This is a genomic window from Bradyrhizobium sp. CCBAU 45321, from assembly GCF_028128975.1.
In the GTDB taxonomy this organism is placed as follows: domain Bacteria; phylum Pseudomonadota; class Alphaproteobacteria; order Rhizobiales; family Xanthobacteraceae; genus Bradyrhizobium; species Bradyrhizobium yuanmingense.
Genome location: NZ_LFKZ01000130.1, coordinates 155,482 through 170,927 on the forward strand (window position 1 = coordinate 155,482; position 15,446 = coordinate 170,927).

A 15,446-nucleotide genomic window follows, 5' to 3' on the forward strand; every position below is an offset into this window, starting at 1 on the left:
CGACATCAGGGAATTGCACAGATGATCGAACTCAGACCTTTCGCAAAACTCGGCGGCGCCGATCACGGCTGGCTCAAGGCCAAGCATCATTTCTCCTTTGCCAGCCATTACGATCCAAACAACATGGGCCACGGCGCCTTGCGGGTGTGGAATGACGACGAGATCGCGCCGAACACCGGCTTTCCCGCCCATCCCCACGCCAACATGGAAATCATCACCTATGTGCGCGAAGGCGCGATCACCCATCAGGACAGCCTCGGCAATCAGGGCCGCACCGAAGCGGGCGACGTGCAGGTGATGAGCGCCGGCAGCGGCATCCGCCACTCCGAGTACAATTTCGAGCCGACCAGGACGCGGATCTTCCAGATCTGGATCGAGCCGGCGATGCGCGGCGGACAGCCGACCTGGGGCTCGAAGCCGTTTCCGAAGGCAGACCGCTCCGGCAGGCTCGTTACGATCGCCAGCGGCTTTGCGGGCGACACGGACGCACTGCCGATCCGCGCCGATGCCCGAGTGCTCGCCACCACGCTGAAGGCGGGCGAGAGCGCGGAGTATGAGCCGCAGACGTCGCGGCATCTCTACCTGGTGCCGGCGGCAGGCGCCGTCGAGGTCAACGGCGTCCGCGTCAACGCCCGCGACGGCGCCGCGATCCGCGACGAGGCCAGGCTGAAGATCACGGCGCTCGAAGATTCCGAGCTCGTGCTCGTCGACGCGGCCTAAACCGCTCTCTCCGTCATGGCCGGGCTCGTCCCGGCCATCCACGCCTCTCCACGCGCCGACAACAACGTGGATGCCCGGGACAAGCCCGGGCATGACGACCTCAACAATTAGACCAACACTAGTCCCAACGGAGACCACCATGACCAAAGTTCTCGTCCTCTATTATTCCGCCTATGGCCATATCGAGGCGATGGCCAATGCCGTCGCCGAAGGTGCGCGCGAGGCCGGCGCGACCGTCGACATCAAGCGCGTGCCCGAGCTGGTGCCGGCCGAGGTCGCGAAAGCCTCCTATTACAAGCTCGACCAGGCCGCGCCGGTCGCCAAGATCGAGGACCTCGCCAATTACGACGCGATCATCGTCGGCACCGGCACCCGCTTCGGCCGCATGGCCTCGCAGATGGCGAACTTCCTCGACCAGGCCGGCGGGCTCTGGGCCAAGGGCGCACTGCACGGCAAGGTCGGCGGCGCCTTCACGGCCACCGCGACCCAGCACGGCGGCCAGGAGACCACGCTGTTCTCGATCATCACCAACTTGCTGCATTTCGGCATGGTCGTTGTCGGCATGAACTACGGCTTTGCCGGCCAGATGAAGCTCGACGAGGTCACGGGCGGTGCGCCCTATGGCGCCACCACGATCACCGGCGGCGACGGCAGCCGCCAGCCCAGCGCCAACGAGCTCGCCGGCGCGCGCTATCAGGGCCGCCAGATCGCGGAGACCGCCAAGAAGCTGAATGGCTGATGCGACCCGGGCGGCATTCTCAGTCGGAATGCCGCCCCAATCCGGGATTGGGATACGTCACCGTTAAATCTGCGTGATGTCGGCGTGAGGCCGAACCGCCTCCGTCGGTAGAGGTGCGGGCGCCGTCGAAAGCCACCAGCCCTCGCTGGCAAACCAGCATGTCTCGTCGGGGGCGCCCTCTCTCCGCAACGACTGCACCCCTTCCCAACCTTTCGCGAACGCCTCGCCCAATCGCCGGCCGACCTCGGCATCCTGCAATCCCGCGCAGCCGATGAATTGGGCGCGGCTGAGGAATTTCGCCGGCCAGATCGCACCGTGATCCGGCCGGGTGATCATCAACATGCCGCCGAGCATGCCTTCGGGCGCGAGCGGAAACACCAGCCGCCCGCCGGGCCGCAGCGCATCGAGCCATTCCGCCGCCGGCTGTGCCGCGCCCGCGCAGACATAGATCACGTCGGCCGCCGGCAGATCGGAAGCGATGCCCGAGCGTCCGCGCACGTCCACATGGGTGATGTCCTTCAGATTGTCGCGCGCAAGTCCCGCCAGACGCTCGTCGATCTCATAGGCGTGAACGCGACCGCCGGGACCGACGAGATGCGCGAGAATCGCGGTGTAATAGCCGCTGCCGGCGCCGATCTGGACCACGGTCTCGCCCTCCTTCACGGCGCAGCCGCTGAGCCAGTAGGCGTGCGCACCGGGCATGCCGATGTTGAGACGGCGCGCCGGGTCCAGCGCCAACAGCGCGTTCTGATAGAGGAAGGCGGGATCATCGTCAGGCGTGACCACATAGGGATGACCGCCGAGACAGATCGACCACGGCCCGGGCCCGGCGAACGGCTCGCGCCTGATGGTCCGAAAGGCCTGCTCGAGGCGAGGGTCTGCAGCCTTCGCAGCAGCGCAAATCAACTGCGCATAGAATGCACGATATTTTGCCGAACGGTCTTCCATGTCGCCTCCGCGGAATGGAAGCGACGATAACACAACGAGGACGATCATCGGAAGGCTTGCGCAATCGCGGGCCTTTGTGACGGCGCGGTGACGTGGCCACGCCTCAACTCCGTTCTGTTTTCTTCCTGACGAGGTCCCTGCCGATTGGCCGCACGGGTTCGCTCCGCAGCACCAGCGCGGTCGTCACAGCGCCAAAACCGGCAATGCGATCCACGATGGTCTCGAGATCTTCCGGCGCCGGAACGAGCACCTTGAGCACGAAACAGTCATCGCCCGTGACGCGATGGACTTCGATGATGTGAGGGATTTCGCTGAACCGCTTGAGGCAGGTCTTGATATGCTCGTGCGAGGTGCGCAGGCGCACCAGCGCCATCAGGCCGAGCCCGAGCGCGCGCGGGTTGATGCGGGCGCCGTAGCCCTCGATGATGCCGGCTTCCTCGAGCCGCTTGACGCGTTCGGACACGGCCGGCTGGGACAGCCCGACGGAACGGCCGAGCTCGGACAACGGCACCCGCGCATTGGCCTGCAGCGCCTCGAGGATCTTCAAATCCTTGGCATCGATGCTCCCGAAGCGATCCAACTCAATTCTCCGTTCCACCTTGAGATCATCGGCAGATGGTCGATTTCGCCGATGACTTGCCATGTGATGCAGGACCGCGATCGGTCACACTGCGGCGTCACCTCAGATATCACGGGACGTTCATGCACGACATCATCACATTGCCCGGGCTCGGCGGCTCCGGAGAGACCCACTGGCAGACGCTATGGGAGCGCGCTGATGCGCGCTTCACGCGATTCCAGCCGGCGAGCTGGGACCAGCCGGAGCTCGACGACTGGGAGCAAGCCCTGGAGCACGCGGTCGCGCGCTGCGCCAGGCCGCCCGTCCTGGTCGCACACAGCCTCGCCTGCCTATTGGTGGCGCACTGGGCCGCACGCTTCCCTTCCGCGATTGCGGGCGCCTTTCTGGTCGCCGTGCCCGATCCCGATGGTGGCCATTTTCCCGCGGAAGCTGTGACGTTCAAGCCGGTCCCCGGCGGCGCGTTGCGTTTTCCCGCGCTGATCATCGCGAGCACGAATGATCCATATGGAGCGCTCGAGGTGACACGGCGGCGGGCGCAGGACTGGCAGTCCGGCCTGATCGTGTCGGGCGCGCTCGGCCACATCAATGCCGCGAGCGGGCTCGGCGACTGGCCGCACGGACGCGCGTTGCTGGATGCTTTCCGGGCGGGCCTTCCGAGGTGATGGCGAAACAGAGGGCGCCCGTCAGCGCGCTCCCTTGCCCATCGCCCTCGCCGCGAGGGAGGCGAGCTTCGGATAGCGCCGAAGGCCCTGCGCGGCGTGATCGCGCCAGGCGAAGGGCAGGCCGCGCCAGGACAGCGCGACGCTGACATCGGTCAGCGGCACCCTCTCGGCGCCGAGGCGCCGCTTGTAGTCCTGATTGCCGATGCTGAGGTCGAAACGGCGCAGGCCTTGCGCATGCAGCGCCGCCATGGTGCGCTCGATGACGAGCAGACCCGGCGAGCAATTCGACCATTGATCGCCGCCATGGCTGATGCGCAGCAGGACATAGGTCGCGCCATGCTTGACGCCAAGCGCCGTGGCGACAATGCCTTCCTCGCACACCAGTGCCGAGACCATGGCATGACCTCCGGCGAGGCCCCGGCGGACGACCTCGCGATAGAATCGCGCATGGGTCTCGTCGTTGAGAACGAACCGCGAGCCGAGCTTTTGCATGCGTGCCTGCTGCTGGAGATCCATCACGTCCAACAGCTCGTGCGCACGCCCGACATCGGCGGCGATCTCGAACCGCGCACCGGCATGACGGCTGAAGACCCGCCAGCAGCGCGGCATCTGCAGGCGCTTGATCGCGGCCTGATAGCCGCCATAGTCGTCGCCCATCAACACGAGATTGCCGTTGAGCGAGGAGGATCCGATCCGGCCGAGCGATACCAGCGGATTCGGCTTGCCGCCGACCTCTGCCGGCATCTTCTTCAGGCGGAGCAGATCAAAACGATCGGGCAGCGCGCGCAACGCGCCGATCAGCGCCGTGTTGATCGCGTCCGCCGTTCCCGCATCCAACGAGGCATCGAGCGCCAGGATCGGTGCGTTGTTGTCGGAGACGCCGAGGTCCGCGAACTCGACGATGCGGATGCCGCGCCGGACATGGCTGATCATCGGCACGACCGCGATGTCCTTGCCGGTGGCAGCATCGGAGATCACGGCGATCAACGGAGCGACGTCGTGAAACGACTCGTACCAGGCGCCGAGCCAGCCAGCATGCTGGAAAGCGGTGCGGTGCCCGGCGTTCAGGCGCGAGGCCGCATGCCGCCAGTCACGCAGGAAATCGACCGCGATGGCCGACGCGCTGGACGCAAAATCGTCGGGCTGATCAACGCTGAGGAAGGTCATGCGCGGGGCTCGGTCTGCTCGATGCATTGGAACCTTGCCAGGAAGTGCAGGCCGGCCACCGCCAGCGCGAACATGAACCAGATCGGATTCTGTCGTTCGAGCAGGAAGGTCTCGGTGGCACCGTAGTACAGGCCGAACAGCCACACGGTCAGGAACAGCTTGGCCAGTGCGCCACTGCGGCTGCGAGCCTGCGCCGTCTGGAAATTGCGGAGCGGAGCGAGCACGAAGATGAGGATCACCAGCAGCAGCCCCGGCAGACCGATCGTGACCGCGAGATCGAGGTAGCTATTGTGGCTGTGCGCCGCCGATGTTGCCCATTCGGCTCCTTCCGCGGTGGCCCGCGCACTCACGTCGTCCCAGAACGCAGAATAGCCGTGGCCGATGATCGGCTTCTCGGCGACGGCTGCGAGCGCGAAATCCCAGATCGCGGAGCGTCCGGTGAAGGTGGGATCGAGCGGAAGCAGCCGTGTCATCGCCGCCAGCACCGGGCTGACGACACTGCCGACGGTCAACAGGTTCATCGCAATCAGCGGCACGAAGCAGATGAGCCGCTTCAGCCACAGGCTTGGCGTGACATAGACCAGCGAAGCGAGCACGTAGATCGCAAGGCACAGCACCGAGGACGTCTTGCCGCCGGTGAAGATCAGGAAGGTGCCGGCCAGCACGGCGATCACAGGCCCCATCACGAACGAGCCGACGGCGGACAGGTAGATGCCGACATAGACCAGGATGGTCATCACGGCCGAGGCGATGTTCTTGTGGCCAAAGCTGCCGCGCCAGTCGCCGGCAAGCTGCGGCTCGGTGACGTCGAGCGCGGTGTGGATCGCATATTGCGGCGCGAGGAAGACGCCGAGATAGCACAGCGCGAGCAGCACGAGTGCGGCAGCACCGAGGCAAGAATTGAAGCTGCGCCGCGTCGGCGGCAGCAACGGCAACACGATGGCAAGCGACGTCACGCTGACCGTGAGCACGAATCGCTGCATCGAAACGCCGCGGCTTTCGGAGAACACGATGTTGATCACAAGCCAGCCCAGCAGGCAGAGATGCAGCGGCGTCACCAGGCTCTTCAGCGCGGGCGCATCGGTGGCAGCGACACACAGGATAGCGACCGCAGCCAGCAGGCCCCAGGCGACATAGGTCAGCGCCATTCGTCCGCCGACGATCGTGGTGACGTTGGGATTGCGCAGGTCCGGGAACGGATCGAGTGTCACGAGCACCAGCAGCAGCGCCCCGACCGCGACGAGGCAGCGCGCCACCTGCACGGCATCGAGCCCTGCGAGGCGATCACGCAGGATATGGCCGAACGGTCGGGGCTCGACGTCGGTCATGTTGGCGGCGCTGCGGTCCATGGCTCAAGACATTTGGTAACGCCGGTGAAGCTTCGGGTCGCGGCTCAACCCTTCCGAGGCTTCGTCAACGGGCCTTGCGGAGGTCTGCGACACCACGGGCTGCCGCAGGATGCTCCGCGCGATCTCGTAATATTGCAGCGCTCTTTGTTCCAGCGTGAGATTGTCCAGGATGTAGCCGCGCGGATCGAACTCGCCGGCGCTGCACCCGGCCCAGAAATTGTCCCAGCCCGCCTCGAAGCCGGCGATGTCGGTGAATCTGACGCCGCAGCGTTCGTCCCAATACGGCACCGACGACACCGGCGCGAACTGCACGCGATGCGGATAATAGTCGGGGTCGCGCCACGGCCCGCCCGGATCCCAGGCAAACACCGGCACGCCGCAGGACAAGGCCTGTTGATAGGCGATGCCCTGGCTCTCGCTCTGGCACAGGAAGATCATCGCGCGCGAACGCGCGAGCGCAGCCTGATAATCTGCCTCCTTGTAGCTGCCGTAGCGCAGCTCCGTGAACGAGCGGCCTTCCTTGATGAGCCGGGCGCGCACGGGCTCGATCATCTCCGGCGCGTAACGCTCGCGGTCCCAGTGGACCTTGTCGTAGATCAGAACATCGACGGTCTTTTGCGCTCGAGCCGACGGCGCCCAGAGATTCGTGTCGATGCCGACAGGCCAGGCCTCGGTCTCGGGCCAATATGACCGGTACATGTCGACGTACCAGGGACCGGGCACCACGACCTTCTTCACCGGCAGACGCTTGAATAGATCAGGGTCGTCGAGCGGATGATTGTGGGCGGCAGCGCCGAGCAGGATCGGGTTCTTCCATGGGAACTTGTCGAGCAAGAAAGTGCGGCCGACGACGCAGGCGAGCTCGTCGGGATGTTCCGCGATGTAGCCGTAATCGTTGACGCGGTAGCGGACGCCGAGCCGGTCGAGCCCCGCACAGAGATTGAGGAACACGCGCAGCTGGCCACTCATGCGCGGCTCGCCGAGCAACAACCGGCGGGCGATGCGGCGCAGATGCCGGTCGCCCGGAAACCAGCGGTCATCCTTGTCCTCGTAGAAGAGGTTCAGGATCATCGTATCGGGGGCGTGTTCGAACCTGTTTGCGGGCACGGGATTCCATCCGCGGCATTCCGATGCGTATTCTCGCACGGGATAGGCCGCCGCACTCTTCCAAATTTGCCACAGGCTTAATGCCAGCGGCTTAACGTTATTCTACGAAACCGGCGGCACGCGAGCCTTCTCGGCAACCGCTCGAGCGCAATGCGAGTATCATGCGCGCACGCCGGACTTGCAGATCGCCAGCGTTACCAGCGCGGCACATGGGTCCTGGTTAACGGATCATTAAAGGCGAGCCGTAGCTTGATCACCGCTGAAGAGGTTCTTGAACTGCCAGCCGCCTCCCGCGCGGCAGCGCCGGCGCGCTTTCCGCTTCAGGTCGGCTCGACCACATCGGTATCGGTCGTCATTCCCGCCAAAAACGTTGCGGCCTATGTCGGCGAAACGCTCGCCAGCGCACTGGCGCAGCGCGAGGTGACCGAGGTGATCGTCGTGGACGACGGCTCGGACGACGAAACCGTTGCGATCGTCCGCGGCATGCGTGACCCGCGGCTGCACTTGTTCCACAACGATTCCGCGGGCGTATCGGCCGCACGCAATCTCGGCGCAAGACAGGCAAGCGGCGAGTGGTTGCTCTTCCTCGATGCCGACGACCGCCTGCGCCCCGGCGCGGTGGCGGCGCTGCTCGCTGCAGCGCGTGGCGCGCCGCGCGCCGTTCTCGTCTATGGCGACTACAACATCATCGACAGCGAAGGCCGCCAGATCGGCCGGCGCGGCCTCCTAAAGGGGCGCCGGAAGCCGTCCGGAGACGTGCTGACGCGGCTCGCCGCCGGCAATTTCATCGTCAATGGCGGCATCGCGCTCGCACGCGCGGAAGCTTTCCGCGCCATCGGCGGCTTCGATACGTCCCTCAAATATTGCGAGGACTGGCATTGCTGGTGCCGCCTCGCTGCGATCGGGGAGTTCGCGTTCGCGCCGGAGCTGCTGCTCGATTATCGTCTTCACACGGCCAACACCATGAACGCCGCGGTCCGGACGCCGAAGGACTTCTTCCCGGCCATCGCGCGGGTGTTCGATGACGGATTGATCCTGGCGAGATTGCCCGAGCACATGACAGCCGGGCTGCGCCTTGCCGCCGAGATTCATCTCGTCACCTACTCGGCGATGCAGGCGGTCCGCTTCGGCAGGTATCGCCAGGCGTTCGCTTATCTCGCGATGATCGGCCGGCAGTCGCTCAAATCGCTGCCACGCTCGGCAATCCGGGTCGCCTTCGCCCGGTTTGGTATCTAGAGCGGAATGGCTTTAGGTTGAATCGCTTGCCACGGGCTCGTTGCAACCTCTCCCGCTTGCGGGAGAGGTCGCGCCGAAGGCGCGGGTGAGGGCTTTCTCCTCTAGGGGGCTATCCCATTGCGGAAACACCCTCTCCCCGGCCCTCTCCCGCAAGCGGGAGAGGGAGTGCACTTACCTTGTAGCAATCAACCCGATCTCATCACGCTCTAGTCGTCGCCGCGTCAGGACGCGATCTTCGAGGCCTCGTAAGGCTTCGGCTCGAGGCCGAGGGCCGCCAGCGCGGCGCCAGACGCAACCATCACCGGATGCATCGCGACGACGGCTTTCGACGAGGTCAACAAGGCGGCGGCGCGAAGCAGCGACAGCGGCAGGCGGCCCAGCATCTGCGCAAAGACCCGCGCCCGCGCTGCTGCGCTCGGGGCGGCTTTGTACTGCACACGATAATTGATCGCGCCGATGCGCAAGCCGCGCTTTGCGATCCAGCCGAGGCTGGTGCGGCTACGCGGCACGGTCTCGGTGATGACGGCCTCCGCCGTCCAGTGGAACAGCATGCCGGCGTCACGGCACCGCACGAAGAAATCACAGTCGCCGCCGCCGAGGAAATTGAAGCGCAGGTCGAACGCGGGACGGTCGAACCGCTCGAAGGCGGCACGCGTGATCAGGCAATTGCCGCAGCCGTAGATCAGCGGCACCGCACCGCTGTAGTCGTAGGCTGGACAGAAGGCGGGATGGCGCGAAAGCCAGGGCTTGCTGTCGTCGTCGAAGACCGGCAGCACCGGCCCGCCAACCACGTCGGCGCCGGTCGCCTCCGCGGTGCGGACCATCAGCTCGAGCCAGTCGCTTGATGCGATCTCGTCGTCGTCGATCATCAGGAAACGGGTCGCGGCGGGAAACAGCTCCTGCGCCGTCTCGAAGGCAGCATTGATCGCCCGGCAATTTCCCTGTCGCGCCTCGATAAGGCAGACGCCCTGGAGCCTTCCATCGGCCAGAAATTCCGCGGCGACCGGCGCGCTTTCGCGCCGCACCGCATCGTTCTCGACCATGACGACGGCAAAGGAGCGCGGGGTGCGCTGGTTCGCCAACGACTCCAGCGTCAGGCGCAGGTGTTGCGGACGACGGAAGCACGGGACACAGACGACGATGCCGACCGAGAGGTCGATGACGCGAGAGCTCGCCACGATCTCCCGGTTGGAATCGCGCACGGCATCCGGGATGCGTGCTGCAGACAGGTCTGTCGGGATCAATGTCATGAGGTCTAGATGTCCGAGATGTATTGAAGAATCCCTGCTTCGATCGCGCGTCCCACGACGGCACATCGCCGCGGGACAGATGCGTCTCAAAATGAACGGCTGCCGCGCGGTACATAGCCACCATGTTCGCCGCGCGTCATGCTGCAATTGGCGGTCCACGCGCCCGACAACGCTCCAACATGAACAATACCGTAGTTAATGCGCATGCGCATTAACCGGGCCGTAAGCACTGCGACCGGTGAGACGGTGCGGCATCGGATTTGCTCTTCGGGCAGGCGCATTTTTTCCTGTAAATTTGAATAGAACAAGCGCGGTCAGAATCCATGAACAAGCCAGCACCGATCGATTTCGCGACAGCCACGGCGATCCAATTCCCCGCGGCTGCACCATATGCCGAGGCGCTCCATGATCTCGTTCCCGGCGAAGCCCGCGACAGCCTGCTCGCCGTCCACGACGTGCTGTGCCGCGAGCTGCCGCAGGGCCGGCTCGCGATCTATGAGGCGGGCGGCGGCTCGTGCAGCGTTCTGCCACCGGACTTGCTGAGCCGCAGCAAGGTCACCGTGGTCGACATCGACGAGGACCAGGTCCGCAACAACACCTACGCCGACGAGGCGATCCTCGGCGACGTCCAGACCTACAGCTTCGCCCGCGAGACCTTCGATCTCGTGATATGCTACAACGTCATCGAGCACTTGCCCCATGTCGACGCCGCGCTCTTGAACTTCCGCGATGCGCTGAGGCGGGGCGGGATGATCCTGATCGGCGCACCGAATCCGCGCTCGCTCTCCGGGTTCGTCACCAAATATTCGCCGCACTGGTTTCACGTCTGGTTCTACCGGCATATCCGCGGCATCAAGGACGCCGGCCTGCCCGGCGAGCCGCCGTTCCCGACGTTCTTCCATCCGCTGGTGACGCTGCCCCGGCTGGAAGCATTCGCAGCCGCCAACGGCCTCGAGATGATCTATCGTCGTGAAGTCGAAAGTCCGCGCTATCCCGAGATGCGCCGGCGCAAGCCGCTGTTTGCGGCCCTGGTCGACGCCGGCGCCGCGGTGCTCAACGCCGTGCTGCCGCGCGGCACCGACGTCCGCCGCGGCGACTATCACGTCATCCTTCGGAGGATCTGACGGCGATGGCACGTGCGCGGCCCATCAACGGACGAGCGACGGCTCGCGGCCATGCTGCGCGCGGTAACGAACCGTTAAGGAGCGGGTATCGCGAGATTCACAGGAAGGCGCCGAGGGATGGCATGCGCTTAAACGCTTTGTTTGCCATTTCGGTGAATAGTCCCTCAATGAGTATGGTTAATTTTCGCTGTTGCGTTGATCGGACACCTATATCCCGGGTGCGTGGCGTAAAGCGAAGAGTAACCCCTCAGCCCGCGGCACTTGGAATGAAAGCTGGGGATCATGCTTGACTATAACCAGCCGATCGATCGAGCCGGACCGGAGGCTGCGCAACGGAAGCCTCAGGCCGGCTTCAACGTGCTGGAGCTCGCCAATCTGCTCTGGCGGCGGAAGGTCGCGATCGCCGCGGCCGCCCTGCTCGGTGCGGCGCTTGCCGTCACGATCGGCAAGAGCGTGACGCCCCGCTACACCGCCACCGCTCAGCTCTATGTCGACCCGCGCGAGCTTCAGCTCGTCGACCGCGAGCTCACGCCCCGGGCCCAGGACGTCACCGGCATGGCCATGGTGGTGGAGAGCCAGGCGCGCCTGATCACCTCCAACAGCGTGCTGCTCCAGGTGATCCAGCAGGCCGGCCTCGACAAGGATCCGGAATTCGGAGGCGGTGAGGCTGGGAGCCTGATGTCGTCGCTGCTCGGCCTGATCGGCCTGCAACCGCGCGCGCCCTCCGCTGCGGAGAAGAGGGAAGTGGAGCTCGCGGCGCTCGATGCGTTGAACAAGCACATCGCGATCCGCAAAACCGAGAAGAGCTTCATCGTCGACATCGAGGTCTGGTCGACGAATCCCGCCAAGGCGGCGATGCTCGCCAACACGCTGACCAATGCTTATCTCGCCGAGTCCCGCAAGTCGCAGGCTTCGGCGGCACGGCGTGCCACCAACGATCTCTCCAGCCGCCTGAAGGAGCTGCGCGACCGGCTGCGTAACGCCGAGACTGCGCTGGCGACCTACAAGGCCCAGAACAATTTCGTCGGCACCCAGGATGCGTTGATTAGCGATCAGCAGCTCTCCGCCAGCAATCAGCGGCTTTCCGCGGCCCGCGCAGCGACGATGGACGCGCAGGCGCGGCTCGACCAGATCGAGGCGAGCCGCCGCACCGCTGCCGATGCCGGCGCGATTCCGGAGGCGCTGCAATCGCCGACGATTGCGAATTTGCGCGCGCAATATGCCGATGCGCGCAAGAAATATGCGGAGCAGGCCGGTGAGCTCGGCCCGCGCCACCCGGCGCTGCGTCAGACCGAGAAGCAGGTCGAGGATCTCAAGCGCACCATCAACGAGGAGATCGACCGCTTCGCCCAGTCCGCCAAGAACGATCTGACGCGCGCCCGCGATTTCGAGGCCTCGCTCAACCGCGCGCTGGAAGCGCAGAAGCGGCAGAGCGTCCAGCTCAGCCAGGCCGCCGTGCGCCTGCGCGAGCTCGAGCGCGAAGCCGATGCCAGCCGCGAGGTCTATCAGTCCTTTCTCAAGCGCTCCCGCGAGACCGAGGAGCAGGAGAGCCTGAACACCTCGGCCGCCCGCGTCATCGGCGAGGCGACGGTGCCGCAGCGGCGCTCGTTCCCGCCGGCCATGAGCCTGTTCGCCATGATCGGCTTCATCTTCGGGGCGATCGCGGCGTCGAGCTGGTTCGTTGTGGCAGATTTGCTTTTCGCCGGTGCAGCCGCGCCCGGGACGCCGACACCCGCCCGGCGTGAGCGCTCGCCGGCGCCGCAGACGTCCCGAGCTCCGGAGCTGCCGCGCGCTGCGGAGGTTGCTCCGCCGCGGCAGGCCCCGCGCGTTCCTGAAGCAGCGCCATCGACGCCGGAACTTGCCGCGCCCCCGCTGCAGCCTTCGATGGTCGAGCAGCCAGTGATCGAGAAGCCGCTGATCGCACGCTTCCAGGAGGCCGACGTCATCCATACGCTCGGCGCCATCCTTCCCACCGGCGGCGGCGTCGATCTCACGCGGCTGGGTTGGCCGACGCTGCGCCCCGGCTTTCCCATGACGAGCTTGCTCAACGCCTGGCGCGACATGCGCGCCGCGGTGACGCGCCGCGCCGGCGGCAAGGCGATGCCGGTCGTCGCGCTCGTCGGCACCGGCATGACCAGCGGCCGCAGCGTGGCCGCGCTGAACTTCGCGCTGGCGGCCGCACGCGACGGCGCCCGCGTGCTGATGATCGATGCCGACCATCAGGCGCGCTCGCTCACGAACAGGGTCATCCGTCCCGGCAAGAGCGAGCCGAGCAGGCTCGGCTGGCTCTCGATCGGCAGCAAGGACGCGCGCGAGATCAAGACGGTCAATGGCATCTCGGTGCTGCCGGCCGCCGATGGCGACGCCGGCAAAGCCGCCGATGCCATCCACAAGGCGATTGTGCAGGCCCATTCCGCGGGCGGCTATGATCTCGTGATCCTCGACGGCCCAGCCATTCCGCTCGCGGCCGGCGGCCGCAAGCTGCTCGAGGACATCGACTCGCTGGTGGCCGTGCTGCCGACCAGCCTCGACGTCAACGACAGCCTGGAAGAGATCCTAGCCGCGCTCGGCCCGGCCGAGCGCAAGCTCGTCGGCGTCGTGCTCGACGAGCTCACCCCTGCAATGCAAACGCGCCAGCGAGGCAGACAATATGCTTGAGCGCCGCGTCAACCTCGACGGACGGGCAGCAACTGCCGAGGTGCCGAGAATTACCGTCGGCGGACTTCGCATGGCCGCGATCGACCTGGAAGCCACCGCCGATTTCATGATCGAGGCGACGAATCCCGACCATCGCATCGGCCGTCCGCTGTTCCTGACCTCGGCCAATGGCGAGGTGCTGGCGCGCTGCTCGACCGAGCCGCAGACCGAGCACCTGTTCCGTGCCGCCGATCTGATCAACGCCGACGGTCAGCCGCTGGTCGCCGCTTCGAAGCTGCAATCCTGGTTCCCGCTGCCGGAGCGCGTCGCAACCACGGACCTGTTCCACGTCGTTGCGCGCAAGGCCGAAGCCGCCGGCCGCACCTTCTACATGTTCGGCGCAAGCGAGGCCGAGAACGCCGCGGCGGTCGCGAACGTCCAGAAAATGTATCCACGTCTCAAGATCGTCGGGCACAGCCACGGCTATCTGCGCGGCGAGGCGCTGCGTGCCAAGGTCGAGGAGATCAACGCCCTGGCGCCGGACTATCTGTGGGTCGCGCTCGGTGTGCCCAACGAACAGGCATTCGTGAAGGAATTCACGCCGCATCTGACCAATGTTGGCGTCATCAAGACATCCGGCGGATTGTTCAACTTCTTGTCAGGCAGCCGTTCCCGCGCGCCGCAATGGATGCAGAAAATCGGGCTCGAATGGGCCTGGCGCACCTTGCTCGAGCCGCGCCGTCTGCTCTGGCGTTATTTGACCACCAACCCCCGCGCGCTCTATCTTCTCTTCAGCCGCAACCGGCCCCTCCGTTAAGAGAAGAGCAGAATACGACATGACCGACCGACCGACCGTCCTCGTCACCGGGGGCGCTGGCTATATTGGCTCGCATGCCTGCCGTGCATTGTCCGCCGCCGGCTATCAGCCCGTCGTTTATGACAATCTCTCGACAGGTCATCGCAGCTTCGTATCGGGCCCGCTGGTGACGGGCGATCTGCTCGACGGCGCGGCCCTGGCGCGCGCCTTCGCCGACCACAAGATCGCGGCGGTGATGCATTTCGCGGCGGCGAGCCTCGTCGGGGAATCCATGACCGACCCGCAGAAATATTACATCAACAACGTCCAGGGCACGCTGTCGCTGCTGCAGGCGATGCGCAACGCGGGCTGCCATCGCATCGTGTTCTCCTCGACCGGCGCCGTCTACGGCAACGCGGATTCCAAGGCGCTGCCGGAAGACTTTCCTTGCGCGCCGATCAATCCTTACGGCGCGTCGAAATTGATGATCGAGCGCATGCTCGCCGACTACCGCACGGCCTACGGCTTCGGCGCGTTCTGCCTGCGCTATTTCAACGCCAGCGGCGCCGATCCGGCCGGCGGCATCGGCGAGCTGCGCGACAACGAAACCCACCTCATCCCCCGCGCGATGATGGCGCTTCAGGGCCATGTCGAGTTCGCGGTGTTCGGCGACGATTACGACACGCCCGACGGCACCGCGATCCGCGACTACATCCACGTCACGGACCTTGCGGCGGCGCATGTGGCGGCCTTGAGGCTTCTGGAGCAAGGCCATGCCGGCGGCAGCTTCAATCTCGGCACCGGCTCCGGCTTTTCCGTGCGCGAGATCCTCGATGCCATCAGGCAGGAGACCGGGCGCGAGGTGCCACACACGATCAAGCCGCGCCGCGCCGGCGATCCCACCTTTCTGGTCGCCGATCCCTCTGCTGCAAGAAAGGTGCTGAACTTCGTGCCGCGTCACTCCGACCTGCCGACGATCGTCCGCACGGCCTGGGCCTGGCACCAGAAGGCGCATCCGTTCAGGCCACGTTAGGCAGCATATTGCTCCTTGCCGGTGGGCACCTTCAACCGCTAAAGAGAATGAAGAGAGTATGACAGCCGCGCCGGCCTCTTTTCCGGCCGTCGCTTGCT

The 15,446-nt window shown here is 65.6% G+C and carries 14 protein-coding genes; 8 read left to right on the plus strand and 6 right to left on the minus strand.

Annotated features, from left to right (window positions below):
* The first annotated feature begins 21 nt into the window (after positions 1–21).
* Complete coding sequence (locus ACM43_RS33265; RefSeq protein WP_271545878.1) at positions 22–720, plus strand: pirin family protein; 699 nt, start codon at positions 22–24, stop codon at positions 718–720.
* A gap of 139 nt (positions 721–859) precedes the next feature.
* Positions 860–1,459 carry an NAD(P)H:quinone oxidoreductase gene (gene wrbA, locus ACM43_RS33270; RefSeq protein WP_271545880.1) on the plus strand — a complete coding sequence of 200 codons (600 nt, stop codon included), beginning with the start codon at positions 860–862 and terminating at the stop codon, positions 1,457–1,459.
* A gap of 63 nt (positions 1,460–1,522) precedes the next feature.
* Here wrbA and ACM43_RS33275 read toward each other — a convergent pair whose 3' ends face one another.
* Entirely contained in the window at positions 1,523–2,407 is an 885-nt protein-coding gene (locus ACM43_RS33275; RefSeq protein WP_271545883.1) for a protein-L-isoaspartate O-methyltransferase family protein, read from the minus strand.
* A gap of 103 nt (positions 2,408–2,510) precedes the next feature.
* Positions 2,511–2,987: an Lrp/AsnC family transcriptional regulator gene (locus ACM43_RS33280; RefSeq protein ID WP_271545884.1), complete on the minus strand. Its 477-nt coding sequence runs from the start codon at positions 2,985–2,987 to the stop codon at positions 2,511–2,513.
* A gap of 122 nt (positions 2,988–3,109) precedes the next feature.
* Between ACM43_RS33280 and ACM43_RS33285 the strand changes: the two genes are divergently transcribed.
* Positions 3,110–3,649 (plus strand): RBBP9/YdeN family alpha/beta hydrolase, encoded by a 540-nt coding sequence (locus tag ACM43_RS33285; RefSeq protein ID WP_271545886.1) that lies wholly within the window; start codon positions 3,110–3,112, stop codon positions 3,647–3,649.
* A gap of 21 nt (positions 3,650–3,670) precedes the next feature.
* On the opposite strand, the gene ACM43_RS33290 is transcribed toward ACM43_RS33285, so the two are convergent.
* From ACM43_RS33290 to ACM43_RS33300, 3 genes are read right to left on the minus strand one after another with little or no spacing between them, the layout of a single operon-like run.
* Entirely contained in the window at positions 3,671–4,816 is a 1,146-nt protein-coding gene (locus tag ACM43_RS33290) for a GNAT family N-acetyltransferase (protein WP_271545888.1), read from the minus strand.
* Complete coding sequence (locus ACM43_RS33295) at positions 4,813–6,165, minus strand: O-antigen ligase family protein (RefSeq protein ID WP_271545890.1); 1,353 nt, start codon at positions 6,163–6,165, stop codon at positions 4,813–4,815. Before ACM43_RS33295 ends, ACM43_RS33290 begins: the two co-directional genes overlap by 4 nt.
* A gap of 3 nt (positions 6,166–6,168) precedes the next feature.
* Complete coding sequence (locus ACM43_RS33300; RefSeq protein ID WP_442869363.1) at positions 6,169–7,236, minus strand: glycosyltransferase; 1,068 nt, start codon at positions 7,234–7,236, stop codon at positions 6,169–6,171.
* Positions 7,237–7,521: 285 nt separating this feature from the next.
* Here ACM43_RS33300 and ACM43_RS33305 point away from each other — a divergent pair, with 285 nt between their 5' ends.
* On the plus strand, positions 7,522–8,508 hold the full coding sequence (locus tag ACM43_RS33305) for a glycosyltransferase (RefSeq protein ID WP_271545893.1): 987 nt from the start codon (positions 7,522–7,524) through the stop codon (positions 8,506–8,508).
* A gap of 221 nt (positions 8,509–8,729) precedes the next feature.
* Here ACM43_RS33305 and ACM43_RS33310 read toward each other — a convergent pair whose 3' ends face one another.
* The gene (locus ACM43_RS33310) at positions 8,730–9,758 is read right to left on the minus strand and encodes a glycosyltransferase family 2 protein (protein ID WP_271545895.1); all 1,029 of its coding nucleotides are present in this window, start codon (positions 9,756–9,758) and stop codon (positions 8,730–8,732) included.
* A gap of 323 nt (positions 9,759–10,081) precedes the next feature.
* Here ACM43_RS33310 and ACM43_RS33315 point away from each other — a divergent pair, with 323 nt between their 5' ends.
* From ACM43_RS33315 to galE, 4 genes are all read left to right on the plus strand, one after another.
* On the plus strand, positions 10,082–10,882 hold the full coding sequence (locus tag ACM43_RS33315; RefSeq protein WP_157283098.1) for a class I SAM-dependent methyltransferase: 801 nt from the start codon (positions 10,082–10,084) through the stop codon (positions 10,880–10,882).
* Positions 10,883–11,164: 282 nt separating this feature from the next.
* Positions 11,165–13,540: a Wzz/FepE/Etk N-terminal domain-containing protein gene (locus ACM43_RS33320; RefSeq protein WP_271545898.1), complete on the plus strand. Its 2,376-nt coding sequence runs from the start codon at positions 11,165–11,167 to the stop codon at positions 13,538–13,540.
* Entirely contained in the window at positions 13,533–14,336 is an 804-nt protein-coding gene (locus tag ACM43_RS33325) for a WecB/TagA/CpsF family glycosyltransferase (protein ID WP_271545900.1), read from the plus strand. Before ACM43_RS33320 ends, ACM43_RS33325 begins: the two co-directional genes overlap by 8 nt.
* A gap of 19 nt (positions 14,337–14,355) precedes the next feature.
* The gene (gene galE / locus ACM43_RS33330) at positions 14,356–15,348 is read left to right on the plus strand and encodes a UDP-glucose 4-epimerase GalE (protein ID WP_035997363.1); all 993 of its coding nucleotides are present in this window, start codon (positions 14,356–14,358) and stop codon (positions 15,346–15,348) included.
* The last annotated feature ends 98 nt before the right edge of the window (positions 15,349–15,446 follow it).

Coding starts and splice junctions, on each gene's coding strand:
- ACM43_RS33295 (WP_271545890.1), bottom strand. CDS start 6,165: ATGGACCGCAGCGCCGCCAACATGACCGACGTCGAGCCCCGACCGTTC.
- ACM43_RS33290 (WP_271545888.1), bottom strand. CDS start 4,816: ATGACCTTCCTCAGCGTTGATCAGCCCGACGATTTTGCGTCCAGCGCG.
- ACM43_RS33310 (WP_271545895.1), bottom strand. CDS start 9,758: ATGACATTGATCCCGACAGACCTGTCTGCAGCACGCATCCCGGATGCC.
- ACM43_RS33325 (WP_271545900.1), top strand. CDS start 13,533: ATGCTTGAGCGCCGCGTCAACCTCGACGGACGGGCAGCAACTGCCGAG.
- ACM43_RS33265 (WP_271545878.1), top strand. CDS start 22: ATGATCGAACTCAGACCTTTCGCAAAACTCGGCGGCGCCGATCACGGC.
- ACM43_RS33315 (WP_157283098.1), top strand. CDS start 10,082: ATGAACAAGCCAGCACCGATCGATTTCGCGACAGCCACGGCGATCCAA.
- ACM43_RS33300 (WP_442869363.1), bottom strand. CDS start 7,236: ATGATCCTGAACCTCTTCTACGAGGACAAGGATGACCGCTGGTTTCCG.
- galE (WP_035997363.1), top strand. CDS start 14,356: ATGACCGACCGACCGACCGTCCTCGTCACCGGGGGCGCTGGCTATATT.
- wrbA (WP_271545880.1), top strand. CDS start 860: ATGACCAAAGTTCTCGTCCTCTATTATTCCGCCTATGGCCATATCGAG.
- ACM43_RS33320 (WP_271545898.1), top strand. CDS start 11,165: ATGCTTGACTATAACCAGCCGATCGATCGAGCCGGACCGGAGGCTGCG.
- ACM43_RS33275 (WP_271545883.1), bottom strand. CDS start 2,407: ATGGAAGACCGTTCGGCAAAATATCGTGCATTCTATGCGCAGTTGATT.
- ACM43_RS33285 (WP_271545886.1), top strand. CDS start 3,110: ATGCACGACATCATCACATTGCCCGGGCTCGGCGGCTCCGGAGAGACC.